The sequence below is a fragment of the Aeromonas simiae genome, assembly GCF_000820125.1.
Lineage (GTDB): Bacteria > Pseudomonadota > Gammaproteobacteria > Enterobacterales > Aeromonadaceae > Aeromonas > Aeromonas simiae.
This window is the reverse complement of sequence record NZ_CDBY01000081.1, coordinates 21,361-37,464: the sequence shown is the minus strand read 5'-3', so window position 1 is coordinate 37,464 and position 16,104 is coordinate 21,361. Positions and strand designations below refer to the sequence as shown.

At 63.8% G+C, this 16,104-nt stretch carries 15 protein-coding genes; 3 read left to right on the top strand and 12 right to left on the bottom strand.

The window, feature by feature from the left end:
- Positions 1-310: 310 nt before the first annotated feature.
- Positions 311-1,084, top strand: a complete 774-nt coding sequence (locus tag BN1134_RS16635) for a BPSS1780 family membrane protein (RefSeq protein ID WP_042048587.1) — start codon at positions 311-313, stop codon at positions 1,082-1,084.
- A 43-nt stretch (positions 1,085-1,127) separates the two neighbouring features.
- Here the strand turns inward: BN1134_RS16635 and srmB are convergent, their stop codons facing one another.
- Entirely contained in the window at positions 1,128-2,357 is a 1,230-nt protein-coding gene (gene srmB / locus BN1134_RS16630) for an ATP-dependent RNA helicase SrmB (protein WP_042048586.1), read from the bottom strand.
- Between the two features lie 113 nt (positions 2,358-2,470).
- Between srmB and BN1134_RS16625 the strand changes: the two genes are divergently transcribed.
- Both BN1134_RS16625 and brnQ read left to right on the top strand, forming a co-directional pair.
- Positions 2,471-3,178 (top strand): tRNA1(Val) (adenine(37)-N6)-methyltransferase, encoded by a 708-nt coding sequence (locus BN1134_RS16625; protein WP_042048585.1) that lies wholly within the window; start codon positions 2,471-2,473, stop codon positions 3,176-3,178.
- A gap of 237 nt (positions 3,179-3,415) precedes the next feature.
- Positions 3,416-4,678, top strand: a complete 1,263-nt coding sequence (gene brnQ / locus BN1134_RS16620; protein WP_042048583.1) for a branched-chain amino acid transport system II carrier protein — start codon at positions 3,416-3,418, stop codon at positions 4,676-4,678.
- Positions 4,679-4,731: 53 nt separating this feature from the next.
- On the opposite strand, the gene BN1134_RS16615 is transcribed toward brnQ, so the two are convergent.
- From BN1134_RS16615 to nuoG, 11 genes are all read right to left on the bottom strand, one after another.
- A complete protein-coding gene (locus tag BN1134_RS16615; RefSeq protein ID WP_042048582.1) occupies positions 4,732-4,965 on the bottom strand; it encodes a hypothetical protein in 234 nt (77 codons plus the stop codon).
- A gap of 10 nt (positions 4,966-4,975) precedes the next feature.
- Positions 4,976-5,437: a chemotaxis protein CheX gene (locus BN1134_RS16610; protein ID WP_042048581.1), complete on the bottom strand. Its 462-nt coding sequence runs from the start codon at positions 5,435-5,437 to the stop codon at positions 4,976-4,978.
- The gene (gene zur, locus BN1134_RS16605) at positions 5,427-5,885 is read right to left on the bottom strand and encodes a zinc uptake transcriptional repressor Zur (RefSeq protein WP_042048580.1); all 459 of its coding nucleotides are present in this window, start codon (positions 5,883-5,885) and stop codon (positions 5,427-5,429) included. Before zur ends, BN1134_RS16610 begins: the two co-directional genes overlap by 11 nt.
- A gap of 225 nt (positions 5,886-6,110) precedes the next feature.
- Positions 6,111-7,571, bottom strand: a complete 1,461-nt coding sequence (nuoN, locus tag BN1134_RS16600) for an NADH-quinone oxidoreductase subunit NuoN (RefSeq protein ID WP_042048579.1) — start codon at positions 7,569-7,571, stop codon at positions 6,111-6,113.
- On the bottom strand, positions 7,568-9,085 hold the full coding sequence (gene nuoM / locus BN1134_RS16595) for an NADH-quinone oxidoreductase subunit M (RefSeq protein WP_042048578.1): 1,518 nt from the start codon (positions 9,083-9,085) through the stop codon (positions 7,568-7,570). Before nuoM ends, nuoN begins: the two co-directional genes overlap by 4 nt.
- A gap of 34 nt (positions 9,086-9,119) precedes the next feature.
- Entirely contained in the window at positions 9,120-10,967 is a 1,848-nt protein-coding gene (nuoL, locus tag BN1134_RS16590) for an NADH-quinone oxidoreductase subunit L (protein WP_042048577.1), read from the bottom strand.
- The gene (gene nuoK, locus BN1134_RS16585) at positions 10,964-11,272 is read right to left on the bottom strand and encodes an NADH-quinone oxidoreductase subunit NuoK (RefSeq protein WP_156991844.1); all 309 of its coding nucleotides are present in this window, start codon (positions 11,270-11,272) and stop codon (positions 10,964-10,966) included. The genes nuoL and nuoK overlap by 4 nt, the downstream gene beginning before the upstream one ends.
- On the bottom strand, positions 11,269-11,811 hold the full coding sequence (gene nuoJ / locus BN1134_RS16580; protein ID WP_042048575.1) for an NADH-quinone oxidoreductase subunit J: 543 nt from the start codon (positions 11,809-11,811) through the stop codon (positions 11,269-11,271). The genes nuoK and nuoJ overlap by 4 nt, the downstream gene beginning before the upstream one ends.
- 9 nt (positions 11,812-11,820) lie before the next feature.
- Positions 11,821-12,363, bottom strand: a complete 543-nt coding sequence (nuoI, locus tag BN1134_RS16575; RefSeq protein ID WP_042048574.1) for an NADH-quinone oxidoreductase subunit NuoI — start codon at positions 12,361-12,363, stop codon at positions 11,821-11,823.
- An 11-nt stretch (positions 12,364-12,374) separates the two neighbouring features.
- A complete protein-coding gene (gene nuoH / locus BN1134_RS16570; protein WP_042048572.1) occupies positions 12,375-13,340 on the bottom strand; it encodes an NADH-quinone oxidoreductase subunit NuoH in 966 nt (321 codons plus the stop codon).
- Positions 13,337-16,060 (bottom strand): NADH-quinone oxidoreductase subunit NuoG, encoded by a 2,724-nt coding sequence (nuoG, locus tag BN1134_RS16565; protein ID WP_042048571.1) that lies wholly within the window; start codon positions 16,058-16,060, stop codon positions 13,337-13,339. The genes nuoH and nuoG overlap by 4 nt, the downstream gene beginning before the upstream one ends.
- Positions 16,061-16,104 lie beyond the last annotated feature (44 nt).

The following is a 16,104-nucleotide window of genomic DNA, read 5'->3' as shown; positions in this document are numbered from 1 at the left end:
GCCGGGCAAGGGGGGGACAGTGGCATCTCTTCCTGTGGGGTGACGCTGGTGTCGACGTCGGCGGCACGCTCGAACACGGGGAAGGGGATGAGCAGGATCAGGTTGAGCGCGAGGGAAAGCGACAACAGGATGAACAGCAGACGGGTGCGCATGAGGCCTCCGCGATGGCAACAATGGGCGGATTTTAACGGTAAAGAGGGGCCAAGTCGGCCCCTTTCTGCTCAAGGGTGCAGCAATCACGCCAAAACACTCATGGTATATTCATTCTTCTCATATAAAATCAACGGCTTGTTTTTCAAGGAGCCCGTTTATGCAGACTCACCCCATGCCGCGTCGCCATCCTATTGGTCGTGGCTGGTACTGGACCCGTGGCGGGTTCACTCTCTTTCTTCATGGGCGGGGAGCTAGCGTCGGCATGTTGCTTTGCTGGCTGGCCATCGGTTTGTTGTTGGAGATGCTGCCCATTGGCGGCGTGATCTCCAATCTGCTTTATATGGTGTGGATGGCAGGGTGGATGGCGGCAGCCGAGCGGGCTTGGCGGGAGCAGAAGATCCGCTTCGACGATCTGTTCACCGGCTTTCGTCAGCAGTTTCGGCCACTGCTGGCTGGCGGCGTGGTGTTGATCCTGGCGCTGCTGCCCATTGAGATCCTCAGCTCGGCGCTGCTCAGCCACTGGGACCCGGTCCAGCTGTTGCAGTCCCGCGAGGCGATCAATCTCACGTTCACGGTGGACGAGATTCGGGCCGTACTGCTGGCCATCTCGCTGAGTATGTTAATGGCGGTGCCACTGTTGATGGCGGTGACCTTTGCGCCGGCGCTGATTTTGTTGCAGAAAGTCCCGGTTCACCGCGCCCTGTGGCTGAGTTTCGTCGGCTGTCTGCGCAACATGTGGCCCTTCCTGACTTGGAGCCTGCTGGCCTGCGTGCTGTTGCTCCTGAGCAGTATGCTGCTCGTGGTGGGGTTATTGGTGGTGATCCCGATGCTCAACTACTCCGTCTATGTCGCCTATCGCGACATCTTTACCGACGGGCAGATGCCGGTGATCCCCCCTGGCGAGGCGACTGCCACTCACTTCGACGCCTGAGCGTCATCAAGCAACAGGCCGGGTTTCCCCGGCCTGTTTTTTATTAGCGCTTCTTGCCCTTCTTCTTGGCGGACTTTTTCTTGTCCTCCTTGGGCTTTTTCTTCTTGGTGGGCACCTTGGCCTCTTTGTGCTTGGGGCGCAGCTCGTCGATCACCCGGCGCTTGAGGCGCTCCTCGGTGTAGCGTTCGATCTTGGCGACCACCGCCATGTCATGGGCTTCGGTCAGGCTGATGGCGCAACCGCGGTTACCGGCGCGGCCGGTGCGGCCGATGCGGTGCACATAGACGTCGGCGCTGTAGGGCATGTCGTAGTTGATGACATGGCTGACGTTCGGCAGGTCGATACCGCGGGCGGCCACGTCGGTGGCGATGAGGAAGGGGACATCCCCCTCGCTGAACTTGCGGATCGCCTCGACGCGCTTCTCCTGCTCCATCTCGCCACGGATCCAGGCGCAGGGGATCTCTGCGGTCTGCAACTGGCCCGCGAGTTCGGCCAGCCGCTCACGGGTCTTGACGAAGATGATGGCCTTCTTGGTCTCGGGGTCGCGCAGTATGTGGGTCAGCAGCGCCAGCTTGTGGGCCGCGTCGTCGGCCAGGTGGATCCATTGGGTGATCTTGCGGCGTTCACTGCGCGGCGGTTCGGCGTGCAGTTCGACCGGCTCCTTGAGGATCTCATTGGCAAAGCGGGTCAGGCCCGCCCCTTCCAAGGTCGCGGAGAAGAGCAGAGTGTGCTTGCGATAGCGCGCTTCGGCCACGATGCGGCCGACGTCGTCGATGAAGCCCATGTCGAGCATGCGATCCGCTTCGTCCAGCACCAGGATCTCGATGTCATCGCTCTCGAACTCGCCGGCATTGATGTACTCGAGCAGGCGGCCCGGGGTGGCGACTACGATGTCGGTGGTACGGGTCATGGCCGGGCGCTGCTCCTCGTGGGAGACACCGCCGATGATGGTCTCGACCGCGAGTGAGGTATGGGCGGCCAGCGCCTTGGCGTGGGCGGTCACCTGCAACGCCAGCTCACGGGTCGGTGTCAGCACCAGCACACGGCAAGGGCCGGGTTTGCGGCGCGGAAAATCGAGCAGATGCTGCAAGGCAGGCAGCAGGAAACCGGCGGTCTTGCCGGTGCCGGTCGGTGCAGAGGCCAGAATATCGCGGCCGTCCAGGGCCGGCTCCAGCACCATCTGCTGGATGGTCGTGGGGCGGGTGAAGCCCATGTCGGCCAGGGCCTGGTTGAGGGCTGGGTGCAGGTCGAAGTCGTCGAAGGACATGCTCATGGCGATACTCGGTTACGGAGAAAACGCCGCATTATAGGCGATAGTGGGGCCGGCTCCTATGGCGAGAGGGCGACAATCGCTATAATCCGCTCCCTGTGCAGTAGGAGTGTGTAATGGTAAGCCCTGGATTTACCTTCAAACAGTTTCATGTGGCCCATGACCGCTGCGCCATGAAGGTGGGGACGGACGGGGTGCTGCTAGGCGCCTGGGCGCCGCTCGACGGGGTGCGGCGCATCCTCGATATCGGCACCGGCTCCGGCCTCATTGCCCTGATGCTGGCCCAGCGCTCGGCCCCTGATGTGCAGATCGACGCGATCGAGATAGATCCTGCCGCCGCCGCGCAGGCGCAGGAGAATGTGCTGGCCTCCCCCTGGCCTAATAAGATTCATGTGCATCCAATCGCCTTACAACAGTTCGAGGGCGGGCCGTATGATCTCATCGTCTCCAATCCCCCCTATTTCCATGCCGGTCAGTCCTTTGCCGATCCGGCGCGAGCCCGCGCCAGGCATACGGGGAGCCTCAGCCAGCACGATCTGCTGGCTGCCTGTCAGCGCCTGCTGGCTCCACAGGGGCGGGTGGCGCTGGTACTTCCCCGCGAGGAGGGCGAACGTTTGCGGGATATCGCAGCACGATATGATCTGCATTGTGCATGTGATGAAATAGTGGTCGGCAAGGAGGGGAAAGAGGCAAATCGTGTTTTATTGCTGTTTTCCAGAGAATTAATCACGATTAAACAGGGTCAAATCGTGATCCATTCTGCTGATGGTCGTTATTGCGAAAGATATATCCAGCTAACCTCTTCCTTCTATCTCAAGATGTAAATTTCGTCTTGAACTTATTTCTCACTCCTTTATTCTGACGTTAAAACGGGCGACCGCTCCAGACCAGCAAAAATCACTGCTTCAGGTCATTAAAACAGCGGCGCCTTTTTTTTGCCTACCGTTCCCCAAGGGGGTCTGTAGGGCCAAAAAAATACAAAAAAGCAATAAGTTACAAGACAGACGAGGTTGACCTTGACGAAATCACTGACACTGTCCGATGTACTCGGATTGGGCTTTATGACCTTCGCCTTCTATTTGGGCGCTGGCAATATCATCTTCCCCCCCCTGGCCGGTTTTCTGGCCGGTGAGCACATGTCCCTGGCCATGTTTGGCTTCTTGGTCACTGCCGTGGGTCTGCCGCTGGTGACCATCATCGCCGTCGCCAAGGCGGGCGATGGGTGGGCGGGCATGACCCGTCTGCTGCCGGCAGGGGTCGCCACCGTGCTGGCGGTGGCCATCTATATCATCATCGGCCCGGCCTTTGCCGCGCCCCGTACCGGTCTGGTGGCCTATGAAATGGGTCTGAAGCCGTTCCTGGGCGAAGTGGGTCAGGGGGGACTGGTTCTTTATACCCTGATCTTCTTCGGGCTGGCCATTTTGGTCTCCCTCAATCAGGGCAAGCTGATGGATGCCGTCGGCAAGGTGCTGACTCCGGTGCTGATCGTGCTGCTGCTGGCGCTGGCCGCCGGTGTGCTGATCGCCCCGCAAGGCACCATGCCGGAAGCCTCTGGCGACTACATCGATAGCCCCTTCATCAAGGGGATGTTGGAGGGGTACAACACCATGGACACCTTGGCGTCCCTGATGTTCGGTGCCCTCATCGTCGACCTGCTGCGTCAGAAGGGCGTCACCGACTACCGCAGCCAGTTCAAGTATCTGGCCATTGCCGGCACCATCTCTGCTACCGGCCTGTGTGTGGTCTATGTCTCCCTGTTCCAGCTCGGCAACACGGCGCTGGGCGTGGTGAGCGAGGCGAGCAACGGCGGTGCCATCGTCAGTGCCTATGTGCTGAGCCTGTTCGGTCAGCCGGGTCAGTTGATCCTGGCCGGTATCATCACCCTGGCCTGCTTTACCACGGCGGTGGGGTTGATCTCTGCCTGCTCCGACTATTTCCACAACCTGACTGGCGTCGCTTATCGCAAGCTGGTGCTGCTGCTGGGCGCCATCTGTGCCCTGGTCGCTAACGTGGGCCTGAGCCAGCTCATCAGCCTCTCCATCCCGGTACTGGTCGCCATCTACCCGGTGGCGGTGGCGCTGGTGCTGCTCACCTTCCTCAAGGAGCAGTTCGGTCGCCCGACCCTCACCTTCCGCCTGGTGCTGACCATCGCCTTCCTGTTCGGCTGCCTGGATGGGCTGGGTGCGGCCGGCGTGAAGATGGACACCTTCTCCTTCCTGCCCCTGTTTGACAAGGGCCTGGCCTGGCTGCTGCCGACCCTGGCCGCCTGCGGGCTTGGCATCCTGGTTCGCTCCTCCGGGCGCGTCGAGGCCAAGACGGTCTGAGTCATCACGCCATGAAAAAAGGGCCTGCAATTGCAGGCCCTTTTTCTTTTTCGTTATTCGGGGGGGATGTCGAGGGGGCGGCGCGCCCCTTCCAGACCATACCAGTCCCACTGCCACTGTCCGGCATGCCAGATCAGGCGGGCCCATGGGGTGTCGGCCTGCCAGCGTGGTAGCCGCAGCTCGACCCGGTTGTCCTCGTAGCGGTAGATGGAGGTCTGCAGGCGCATGTCACACAGGACAAGCACCCCGGCCCAGCCGATGAAGATCCATTTCAACAGCTTCCACATGGCGTGGCTCCTATTCGAAGCAGATCTCGACGGTTGCTCCCCCGAATTCACTTTCGAACGGCATCATGATCTTCATGCCTTCGGCCTTGTGGGTAATGGCATGGCTCGGCCCCGCGACGACGATGGGGGTCGCCATGTCGAACTCATAGCCTTTTTCTCCCAACATTCGCTTGGCGCCACCGGCGACCATGTTGGTGATCTCGCCAATCATGTCCGTCACTTCGCCATTGAGGTGTGCGGGGGCCTCGCCCAGCATGCGGCGCATGATCTCGAGCGCCAGTCGCTTCTCTAAGCTGATGGAGAGTGAGCCACGGGTCTTCGGGCCCACCATGCCAATGAGGCCGGAGATATCGCCACGGGCCAGCTCATCGGTTTTACGCTTGGGCTTGCCGGGTTTGAGTTCGAGCTGGGCCATGGTGGACATGACGTTAAGCAGGGATAAGAGAAATGGATTGATGAAATCAGCCTTCATGTTTATGCCCCTGACTGGGTGTGCAGCGGGCACACTGACCGTGTGCCTCTATGGTCTTGTTGGTAATAGTAAAGCCATACAGTGAAGCCTGTTCCATAAACGCACTGTCGATCGCGTTGTCGTGCAGCTCGACCACGTTGCCACAGCGATCGCAGATGAGGAGTTGCATAGGATGAGCGTGATCGAAATGACAGCAGAACAGGTAGGCGTTGAGGGATTCTACCTTATGGGCAAAACCTTGTTCTAGTAAGAAATCGAGCGCGCGATAGATGGTTGGCGGCTTGGCATTGGGCTCGGTGAGGCGCAACTGATCGAGCAATTCATAGGCGCTGATGGCATTGCCATGCCGGGCCAGCAGGCGCAACACCTGCTGCCGGGTGGCAGTGAAACGAAGTCCGCGCTGGTCACACAGAAGGCGGGCGCGCTCTAGCAGTTGATCCTGTTCCATCACTCGATTGGTTATGTCTCATGAGGCATTCATAGTACCACAGCCGGCGGCGATCGACGTCGGGCTGGGCGAGGCGGATGCTGAAAAACCGGCCTTTGGGGGGATAAAAACGCACGGGGTCGAGTGGACGCGATTGGCATCTGGCCTTGCATGGGCGGCATAGCGCCCGCGTTGCCGGTGAAGGTGGCGTAAAAAAAGACCCCGGCCTTGGCCGGGGTCTTTTTGTCAGAACTGCATCGTCATCAGACCGCGCACCAGCGAGATGACCGGTTGCGGCAGGATGCCGAGCAGCACCACCAGGATGGCGGAGAGCAGCACCACCACGCCGCCCGAGGAGAGGTGCCAGCCCGCCTCGGCGTCGCGGCGCTGCATGCCGGGTTCGCGCAGGTAGAGGGTGACCATGACCCGCAGGTAGTAGAAAAGACCCAGGGCACTGCCGAGCACGATGGCGCCGGCCAGCCACCACAGCTTGGCTTCGACGGTCACGCCGACCAGATAGAACTTGCCGATAAAGCCGAGGGTCATCGGGATCCCGGCCAGCGAGAGCATCATGACGGTCAGCACGGCAGTCAGGTAGGGGCGCTTCCAGAACAGGCCGCGGTAGTGGTGCAGGCTGTCGGCATCCTTACCGTGGAACGGGCTCGACATCATGCTCACCACCCCAAACGATCCCAGGTTGGTCAAGAGGTACATCAGCAGGTAGACACCGGCCGCCTCGACCGGGATCTGCCCCAGCCGGCTCGCCACCACCACGGTCAGCAGGTAGCCGAAGTGGGAGATGGAGGAGTAGCCGAGCATCCGCTTGATGTTGCTCTGCATCAGGGCCAGCAGGTTGCCGATGAGGATCGACAGGATGGCGATGGCGGTCAGTAGCCACTGCACGGCGGCGTCACCGGCGGCGGGTACCGCCAGGTAGAAGCGCAGCAGCACGCAGAACACGGCGACCTTGCTGACGGTGGCCAGGAAGGTCGCCACCGGGGCCGGTGAGCCCTCGTAGACGTCCGGGGTCCACAGGTGGAACGGCGCCAGCGAGAGCTTGAAACCAAAGCCCACCAGCATCATGCCGATGCCGCCGAGCAGCAGTGGATGGTGCTCGGGGCTGGTGGTCAGGGTCTTGCCGATGTCGGCAAAACTCAGGCTGCCGGCCTGGGCATAGAGCAGGGCCATGCCAAACAGCAGAAAACCGGTGGAGGCGGCCGAGAGCACCATGTACTTCACGCCGGCCTCCAGGCTGTGGCGCTCGCCACGGGCATAGGCGACCAGGCCGAACATGGGCAGGGTCAGCATCTCGATACCGATAAACAGGGAGGCGAGATGGCGCGAGCCGGCCAGCACCAGCCCCCCAGCGGTGGCGATCAGCAGCAGCAGGTAGAACTCCTCGCGGTTGTCCGGCAGGGTCTTGAGCCAGCTGCGGGCGAAGGTGCAGGTGGCCAGCGCCCCGACCAGCACCAGCGCCGAATAGAACAGGGCGTAGCTGTCGATGACCAGCAGCGGGGTGACCTGCTGGGTGCCGAGCCCCATCACCAAGGGCACCGAGAGGAGCGCGGCGTTGAGGCCGGCGATGGTCACCATGAAGGCGAACTCGTGGTTGCGCCGCCAGGCGATGGCCAGCATCAGCGCCACCAGGGTGGCGCTGGTGAGCAGCAGGGGCAGCAGGGCCAGCAGTTGAGAAGCAGTAAACGTCATTGCAGGGCTCCGGCAGAGGGGGACACATACCAGTGCATCACTTGGGCCACACTGGCGCTGGCGGTATCCAGCACGGGTTGCGGGTAGAGGCCGAGCAGGATAAGAAGGCCGGCCAGCACCAGCATCATGGTCACCTCACGGCCATCGAGGGCCTGCAGCGGGCTGCTGCTCTTGGCCGGGCCGAAGCTGGCGCGATGCAGCATGATGAGTGAATAGACCGAGGCCAACACCAAACCGAAGGTGGCGAGGATGGTCATCAGCGGGGCGACCGGGAAGCTGCCGAGCAGGATCAGGAACTCGCCGACGAAGTTGCCGGTACCCGGAAGGCCGAGCGAGGCCACCGCGAAGAACATCATCACGCCGGGCAGGTAGCGCAGCCGGCTCCACAGGCCGCCCATCTCGCGCAGATCGCGGGTATGCAGGCGCTCATAGAGCTGGCCGCACAGGATAAACAGGCCGGCCGCCGAGAGACCGTGGGCGATCATCTGCACCACGGCGCCCTGGATGGCCAGCTCGGTGCCCGAGTAGATGGCGATCATCACAAAGCCCATGTGGGAGATGCTGGTGTAGGCCACCAGGCGCTTGATGTCGGTCTGGGCGAAGGCGGCCAGGGCACCGTAGACGATCCCCACCAGGCCAAACAGCATGGCGTAGGGGGCAAACGCCGCCGACGCCTCGGGGAACAGCGGCAGGGCAAAGCGCAGCAGGCCATAGGCGGCGGTCTTTAGCAGGATGCCGGCCAGATCCACCGAGCCGGCGGTCGGCGCCTGGCTGTGGGCGTCCGGCAGCCAGCCGTGCAGCGGCACCAGCGGCATCTTGACCGCGAAGGCGATGAAGAAGCCGAGCATCAGCGCCCACTGCATCCCTTCGCTCATCTCGGTGTGCAGCAGATCCTGATAGTTGAAGGTGATGGTACCGGTGGCGTGGTAGTGGGTCAGCACCAGACCGATGATGGCCACCAGCATGATGAGGCCGCTGGCCTGGGTGTAGATGAAGAACTTGGTGGCCGCGTTGATGCGCGACTTGCCGTCACTGACCGAATGGCCCCACAGGGCGATCAGGAAGTACATGGGCACCAGCATCATCTCCCAGAAGAAGAAGAACAGGAACAGATCCACCGCCATGAAGACGCCGAGCACGCCGCCCAGGATCCACAGCAGGTTGAGGTGGAAAAAGCCCACCCGCTGCACGATCTCCTTCCAGGAGCAGAGGATGGCCAGCACGCCGATGAAGGCGGTGAGCACCACCATCAGGATGGAGAGACCGTCGACCGCCAGGTGCAGATCGATGCCAAAACGCGGGATCCAGGCAAGGCGCAGCTCGGCGGCCCACTGAATGACGCCGCTTTGCGGCAGGGCATAGGTGCCGCCGAGCCAGAGGGCCCCGGCCAGCACCAGCACCGTCGTCATCGACACCAGCGCCACCCAGCGCACGAAATGGGCGCCAAAGCGCTCACCCTGCCAGCAGAGCAGGCCGCCGATGAAGGGGATGAGCAGGATTAGGAGTAGAGTCACGATATCCTCTCTTAATGCGGTGACGGCAGCGCCGTCACACCAACAACAGCACGGCCAGCACCAGTACGGCGCCCATGCCGATGGACGCGGCGTACCAGCGCAGCTTGCCGGTGACGGTCAACGCCACCAGACGGTTACCCAGCAGGGCCAGGGTGGCACTCCAGCCCATCACCCGATCGACCGGGTCCGGGCCGCTCAGGCGGGCCAGGGCCAGGAACGGCCGCACGAACAGGCGATCATAGAGCCAGTCAAACCCCCAGGCGTGCAGCCACAGGCTGGCGACCGGGCGGCCGAGCGCGCTCTGGCCCAGCGCCGTGGTGAGGCGGCGCTCGCCGAGAAACAGCAGGGCCGACAGGGCAATGCCCGCTATCGCAACGATGCCCGACAGTATTTCCAGGCTGTGGCGCCCCTCTTCGAGATGATCGCCGGGGCCGGCCGGCAGCACGCCGGCCAGCGGCGGCACGATCAGGGCGCCCACCGCGGTGGAGAGCACCAGCAGCACCAGCAGCGGCAGATGATGGGCCAGCCCGTGACCGGCGTGGGCCTGGATCTTCTCCTTACCGTGGAAGGCGATGAAGATCAGGCGGAAGGTATAGAGGGAGGTGAGGAAGGCCCCCACCAGACCGGCCAGCAGCAGGGTCTGTTGCCCCGAGGCCTGCACCTGCCACAGGATGGCGTCCTTACTGTAAAAGCCCGAGGTGACCAGCGGCAGGGCCGAGAGGGCCGCCCCCCCCACCAGGAAGCAGAGATAGACCAGCGGCAGGCGCTTTCTCAGCCCCCCCATGCGGAAGATGTTCTGCTCGTGGTGGCAGGCGAGGATCACCGAGCCCGACGAGAGGAACAGCAGCGCCTTGAAGAAGGCGTGGGTCATCAGGTGGAAGATGGCCCCTTGCCAGGCGCCGACCCCGAGGGCCAGGAACATGTAGCCGATCTGGCTCATGGTCGAGTAGGCCAGGATGCGCTTGATGTCGGTCTGCACCAGGGCGGCGAAGCCGGCCAGCAGCAGGGTGATGGCCCCGACCACGCCGACCAGGTGCAGCACGTCCGGCACCATCACAAACAGGCCGTGGGTGCGGGCGATGAGATAGACCCCCGCCGTCACCATGGTGGCCGCGTGGATCAGCGCCGAGACCGGGGTCGGGCCGGCCATGGCGTCGGCCAGCCAGGTTTGCAGCGGCAACTGGGCGGACTTACCGACCGCGCCGCCGAGCAGCATCAGGCAGGCCAGTTCGAGGGCCGGCGAGCCCTGCTCGAGCATGGCAGGGGCGCGCACCAGCAGCTCGTGCACGTTGAGGGTGCCGAGCTCCCGGTAGAGGATGAACAGGCCGATGGCGAGGAAAACGTCGCCCACCCGGGTCACCACGAACGCCTTGAGGGCGGCAGCGCCGTTGTTACGATCCCGGTAGTAGAAGCCGATCAGCAGGTAGCTGCACAGCCCCACCCCTTCCCAGCCCAGGTAGACAAACAGCAGGTTGTCGGCCAGCACCAGGAAGATCATGCTGGCGATGAAGAGGTTGGTGTAGGCGAAGAAGCGCGAATACCCCTCTTCGCCGCGCATGTACCAGGAGGCGAACAGGTGGATGAAGAAGCCCACCCCGGTCACCACCCCCATCATGGTGAGCGACAGCCCATCCAGTGACAGGGTGAAGGCGGGGGTGAAGTTGCCGACGGCAATCCACTGCCACAGGGTCTGGCTGAAGACGCCCCCCTCGGGCGGGTTACCGATAAAATCGATGCCGACCCACAGGGTGGTGAGCGCCGAGAGGCCGATGCTGCCCACGCCGACCAGCGCGGCGCGTTGCTCGCTCCAGCGGCCCTGGGAGAAGGCCAGCAGCAGCCAGCCGAGCAAGGGGTAAACGAAAGTCAGGGTTAGCAGGCTCATCCGCGCATCTCGCTCACAGTATCCACGTTCAAGGTGTGGTAACGACGGTAGAGCAGCAGCACCAGCGCCAGTCCGATACTGGCCTCGGCGGCTGCCAGGGAAATCACCAGGATGTACATGATCTGGCCGTCAGGTTGCAGCCAGCGGCTGCCGGCCACTACGAAGGCCAGCGCCGAGGCGTTCATCATGATCTCGATGCTCATCAGGATGAACAGCAGGTTGCGCCGGATCAGCAGACCGCACAGGCCGATGCAAAAGAGGACGGCTGCCAGCAGCAGGCCATGCTCCATGGGAATGTCGATCACGCCTCACCTCCTTGTTGTTCTTTCTGTTTCGGCACCGAAAGCACCTCGCCCGGCTTCTCCTCGCGCCCCAGGTGCCAGGCGGTGATGAGACCGGCCAGCAGCAGGATGGAGGCGAGCTCGACGGCGATGACATAGGGGCCGAACAGGCTGATGCCCACCTGCTTGGCGGTCACCTCGGCGCTGCCGAGCTGGCCGCCGGTCACCCCGAGGATGCCGTAGGCGAGAAACGCCAGCAGCAGGGTCGAGAGCAGGGCCGGGCCGACCCAGGTGGCCGGAGAGAGCCACAGCTTCTCCTGCTCCTTGGCCGAGCCGAGGTTGAGCATCATCACCACGAACACGAACAGCACCATGATGGCGCCGGCATAGACGATCACCTGCATGGCCCCGGCGAATGAGGCGCCCAGGGTGAAGAAGATGATGGCCACCGCGATGAGGGAGACGATGAGGTTCAGCAGCGCATGCATCGGGTTGCTGGTGCTGATGACCCTCAGGGTGGAGTAAACGGCGACCAACGCCGCCATATAAAAAAGCAGTTCCATGCAGGCTCCTCAGGGCAACAGGCTCTTCACATCGATGGGCTTGGCTTCGTTCTCGGCGGCGCCCTTGGGCTTGCCGTCGATGGCCATCCCGCTCATGCGGTAGAAGTTGTAATCCGGGTACTTGCCCGGGCCGCTGATGAGGAGATCCTCTTTCTCGTACACCAGATCCTGGCGGCGATACTCGCCCATCTCGAAATCCGGGGTGAGCTGGATTGCCGTGGTCGGGCAGGCTTCCTCGCACAGACCGCAGAAGATGCAGCGCGAGAAGTTGATGCGAAAGAACTCCGGGTACCAGCGGCCGTCCTCGCGTTCGGACTTTTGCAGCGAGATGCAGCCGACCGGGCAGGCCACGGCGCACAGGTTGCATGCCACGCAGCGCTCGTCGCCGTCCGGATCGCGGGTCAGCACGATGCGGCCGCGATAGCGCGGAGGGAGCGGCACCGCCTGCTCCGGATAGTTCAGGGTTTCGCGCGGGCGCCAGGAGTGGGAAAACACCATGGCCAGGCTGCGCAGTTGGGAGCCGACTCCCTTGATAATACTGACGATCTTCATCTCATCTCGCCTCACGCATTGACCAACACCAGTGCCCCGGTGACCAGCATGTTGAGCAGGGTCAGGGGCAGACACACCTTCCAGCCGAACGCCATCACCTGATCGAAGCGCGGGCGCGGCAGGGAGGCCCGCAGCAGGATGAAGAAGACGATGAAACAGGCCGTCTTCAAGGCGAACCAGAGGATGGGGGGCAGCCAGGGGCCGTGCCAACCGCCGAAGAAGAGGGTCACGATGAGCGAGGAGATCAGCACGATGCCGATGTACTCACCCACGAAGAACAGACCCCACTTCATGCCGGCGTACTCGATGTGGTAGCCGTCGGCCAGCTCCTGCTCGGCTTCCGGTTGATCGAAAGGGTGACGGTGGGTCACCGCCACGCCGGCGAACAGGAAGGTAATGAAGCCGAGGAACTGGGGCACTATGTTCCACAGTCCCGCTTGGGCCTCGACGATGTCGCGCAGGTTGAAGCTGCCGGTCTGGATGACGATGCCCATCAGCGACAGACCGAGGAACACCTCGTAGGAGAGGGTCTGGGCCGAGGCGCGCAGGCTGCCGAGCAGGGAGTACTTGTTGTTGCTCGACCAGCCGGCAAACAGCACCGCGTACACCGCCATCCCGGCGATGGCCAGGATGTAGAGCAGGCCGACGTTGAGATCGGCGACGCCCCAGGTGGGGGTCACCGGCACCACGGCGAAGGCCAGGATGAAGGCGGTGAAGGCAATGATGGGCGCCAGCACGAACAGGCGGCGATCGGCGAACGGCGGGATCCAGTCCTCCTTGAAGAACATCTTGATCATGTCCGCTGCCAGTTGCAGCAGGCCGAACGGGCCCACCCGGTTGGGGCCGTGGCGATCCTGCCACAGCCCCAGCAGGCGCCGCTCGATGAAGCTCATGAAGGCGCCGGCCCCGATCACGGCCACCAGGATCACCAGCGCCTTGCCCACCTCCATCAGCAGGTTCAGCAGTTCGTCGCTCATGCGATCGCCTCCTTGAGATCGTGAAGCACGGCGTGGTGCATGGCGGTCGGCAGACCCTCCATGCCAAGCGGCAGGCCGACCAGACCGGTCGGGAAGTGCTCGCTCACCCGCACCAGGCATTGCCAGTGGTTACCGCCCCAGCTGAAGGCGATCTTCTGGCCATCTTGCACTTGCAGGCGGGCGGCATCGGCCGGGCTCAGCAGCCCTTCCGGCACCCCCATGCGCTGCTGGAAGACTGGGCTTTTGGCCGAGAGCTCTTCGCTGCCGAACAGGCGAGCGAGGCTCACCACCTGCAACCCGCTGGCGGGGGCGCTGAAGGGGGCCGGGGCCTGGAACCAGGTCAGGGTGTCGTGGCCTGGTTCAATCAGGCGACGACCCGGGTCACCGGCGCGCAGGTGGCCGCCCACCTCGTCTTGGAATTTGTTCCAGGCCGAGGGCGAGTTCCACCCTGGCGCCCAGGCAAACGGCACCTGGGACAGCGGCTGGCGGGCACCGGCGTAGCCTTCCATGGAGAAGACGAACGGCGAGTCTTGATCTTGCGCCACCCGCGGCTCGTGTACGTTGCGGTCGGCCAGCATGGAGGTGCGGCCGCTGTAGCGGTGCGGCTCACGGGCCAGCTTCATGCCGCGGATGCGCAGGCCGGCGTTGGGGGCCGGCTCGGTCATCGGGGCCAGTACCGGATAGGCGTCGATGCAGGCGTGGCAGACGTCGCTCCACTTGGCCCAGCGCGGCGCCTTGCCCAGCAAGGCGCCTTCCAGCGCGCTCAGCCAGCGCCAGCTCTCCTGTACCAGCACATCCGGCTGATACCAGTGGGGATCGAACACCTGGAACAGGCGCTGGGCGCGCCCCTCCATGTTGATCTGGGTGCCATCCCCTTCGGCGAAGGTGGCGGCCGGCAGCACCAGGTTGGCCCGCGCTGTGGTGGCGGTCTCCTGATGATCGATGACGATGAGCTGATGCAGTCGGCTCAGCGCGGCATCGACCCGCTCACGCGGGGCGCGGCGGTAGAGATCGTTCTCCAGCACCAGCAGGGTCTGGTCTGCCTCGGTCTCGATGGCCTCGAAGGCGGCCTCGAGCGGCATGCCGCCGAGCATGGCCAGACCGAGGGAGTTGACTTCGGCGCCGACCAGCGCCAGCTCGGCCTCCTGGCCGCGCTGCTTGAGGGCGCGGGAGAGGTTGGCGGCCGCCTCAATCAGTGCCGGGGTACGCGCCTGGGCGCCGGCGATGATGAGCGGTTTCTTGGCGCCAGCCAGCAGCTCGGCCCACTGGTGGGCCAGGGCGGCGGTGGTCTCGTCCAGATCGGTGACCGCGGGGGCACTGCCACAGAGCTGGTGGGCGATGGCAAAGCCGAGGCGGGCCTGATCGACCGGGGCGCCGTGCCAGGTGGCCTCGGCCACGTCATCCAACCGGCTCGGGTGGGTGCCGGTGATGAGCAGCGGCCAGCGATCGTGCTGACCCAGGGTCGCCACGGCGGCGACCTGCCACTGGTCGACCTTCATTGCCTTGGCCTTTTCCCGCGCCTTGCCCTTGACCGCCTGGCGCAGGGCCAGCGCGATGCGGGCGGCACTTTGGGTGACGTCTTCGCCGAGGATCAGGATGGCGTCGGCCTCCTCCATGTCGCGCAGGCTCGGGGTGCGCACGCCGCCCTCGGTCAGCACTGTGTGCATCAGGGTCAGGCACTCCCACTCGCTGCGCTCGATGCCGCTGGAGAAGCGCTCGGCGCCGACCAGCTCGCGCAGGGCGAAGTTGCTCTCGAGGCTGGCGCGTGGCGAGCCGATGCCGATCACGCCACGGGCCGAGCGCAGGGCGTCGGCGGCGCGGTTGATTCCGCCCTCGCGGGTGATGCTGAGGCGGCTGTCACCGTCGCGCAGCAGCGGCTGGCGCGGCCGGTCTTCCCGGTTGACCCAGCCATAGCCGAAGCGGCCGCGGTCGCACAGGAAGTAGTGGTTGATGGCGCCGTGGTAGCGGTTCTCGATGCGGCGCAGCTCGCCGTAGCGCTCGCCCGGGCTGATGTTGCAGCCCACCGAGCACTGCTGGCAGACGCTGGGGGCGAACTGCATGTCCCATTTGCGGTTGAACCGCTCGGAGTGGGTCTTGTCGGTGAACACCCCGGTCGGGCAGACCTCGACCAGGTTGCCGGAGAACTCGCTCTCTAGGGTGCCGCTCTCGACCCGGCCGAAGTAGACGTTGTCGTGGGCGCCGTAGACGCCGAGATCCTCGCCGCCGGCATAGTCCTTGTAGTAACGGACGCAGCGGTAGCAGGCGATGCAGCGGTTCATCTCGTGGGCCACGAAGGGGCCGAGATCCTGGTTCTGGTGGGTGCGCTTGGTGAAGCGGTAGCTACGGCTGTTATGGCCCGTCATCACCGTCATGTCTTGCAGGTGGCAGGCGCCCCCCTCTTCACAGACCGGGCAGTCGTGGGGGTGGTTGGTCATCAGCCACTCCACCACGCTCTGGCGGAACTCTTTCGCCTCTTCGTCCTCGATGGCGATATAGGTGCCGTCGCTGGCCGGGGTCATGCACGACATGACCAGGCGGCCGCGCTTGTCATCGGCATTTTGGTACTGTTTCACCGCACACTGGCGGCAGGCACCGACGCTGCCGAGCGCCGGGTGCCAGCAGAAATAGGGGATATCCAAGCCAAGGGAGAGACAGGCTTGCAGCAGGTTGTCTGCTCCGTCGACTTCATATTCCTTGCCATCAACATGAATGGTTGCCATACAGCATGATTCCTTCGCAACGAACTACCGGTACGGGTGGGATG

Coding starts and splice junctions, on each gene's coding strand:
- BN1134_RS16635 (WP_042048587.1), top strand. CDS start 311: ATGCAGACTCACCCCATGCCGCGTCGCCATCCTATTGGTCGTGGCTGG.
- srmB (WP_042048586.1), bottom strand. CDS start 2,357: ATGAGCATGTCCTTCGACGACTTCGACCTGCACCCAGCCCTCAACCAG.
- BN1134_RS16625 (WP_042048585.1), top strand. CDS start 2,471: ATGGTAAGCCCTGGATTTACCTTCAAACAGTTTCATGTGGCCCATGAC.
- brnQ (WP_042048583.1), top strand. CDS start 3,416: ATGACCTTCGCCTTCTATTTGGGCGCTGGCAATATCATCTTCCCCCCC.
- BN1134_RS16615 (WP_042048582.1), bottom strand. CDS start 4,965: ATGTGGAAGCTGTTGAAATGGATCTTCATCGGCTGGGCCGGGGTGCTT.
- BN1134_RS16610 (WP_042048581.1), bottom strand. CDS start 5,437: ATGAAGGCTGATTTCATCAATCCATTTCTCTTATCCCTGCTTAACGTC.
- zur (WP_042048580.1), bottom strand. CDS start 5,885: ATGGAACAGGATCAACTGCTAGAGCGCGCCCGCCTTCTGTGTGACCAG.
- nuoN (WP_042048579.1), bottom strand. CDS start 7,571: ATGACGTTTACTGCTTCTCAACTGCTGGCCCTGCTGCCCCTGCTGCTC.
- nuoL (WP_042048577.1), bottom strand. CDS start 10,967: ATGAGCCTGCTAACCCTGACTTTCGTTTACCCCTTGCTCGGCTGGCTG.
- nuoJ (WP_042048575.1), bottom strand. CDS start 11,811: ATGGAACTGCTTTTTTATATGGCGGCGTTGGTCGCCGTTTACTCCACC.
- nuoI (WP_042048574.1), bottom strand. CDS start 12,363: ATGAAGATCGTCAGTATTATCAAGGGAGTCGGCTCCCAACTGCGCAGC.
- nuoH (WP_042048572.1), bottom strand. CDS start 13,340: ATGAGCGACGAACTGCTGAACCTGCTGATGGAGGTGGGCAAGGCGCTG.
- nuoG (WP_042048571.1), bottom strand. CDS start 16,060: ATGGCAACCATTCATGTTGATGGCAAGGAATATGAAGTCGACGGAGCA.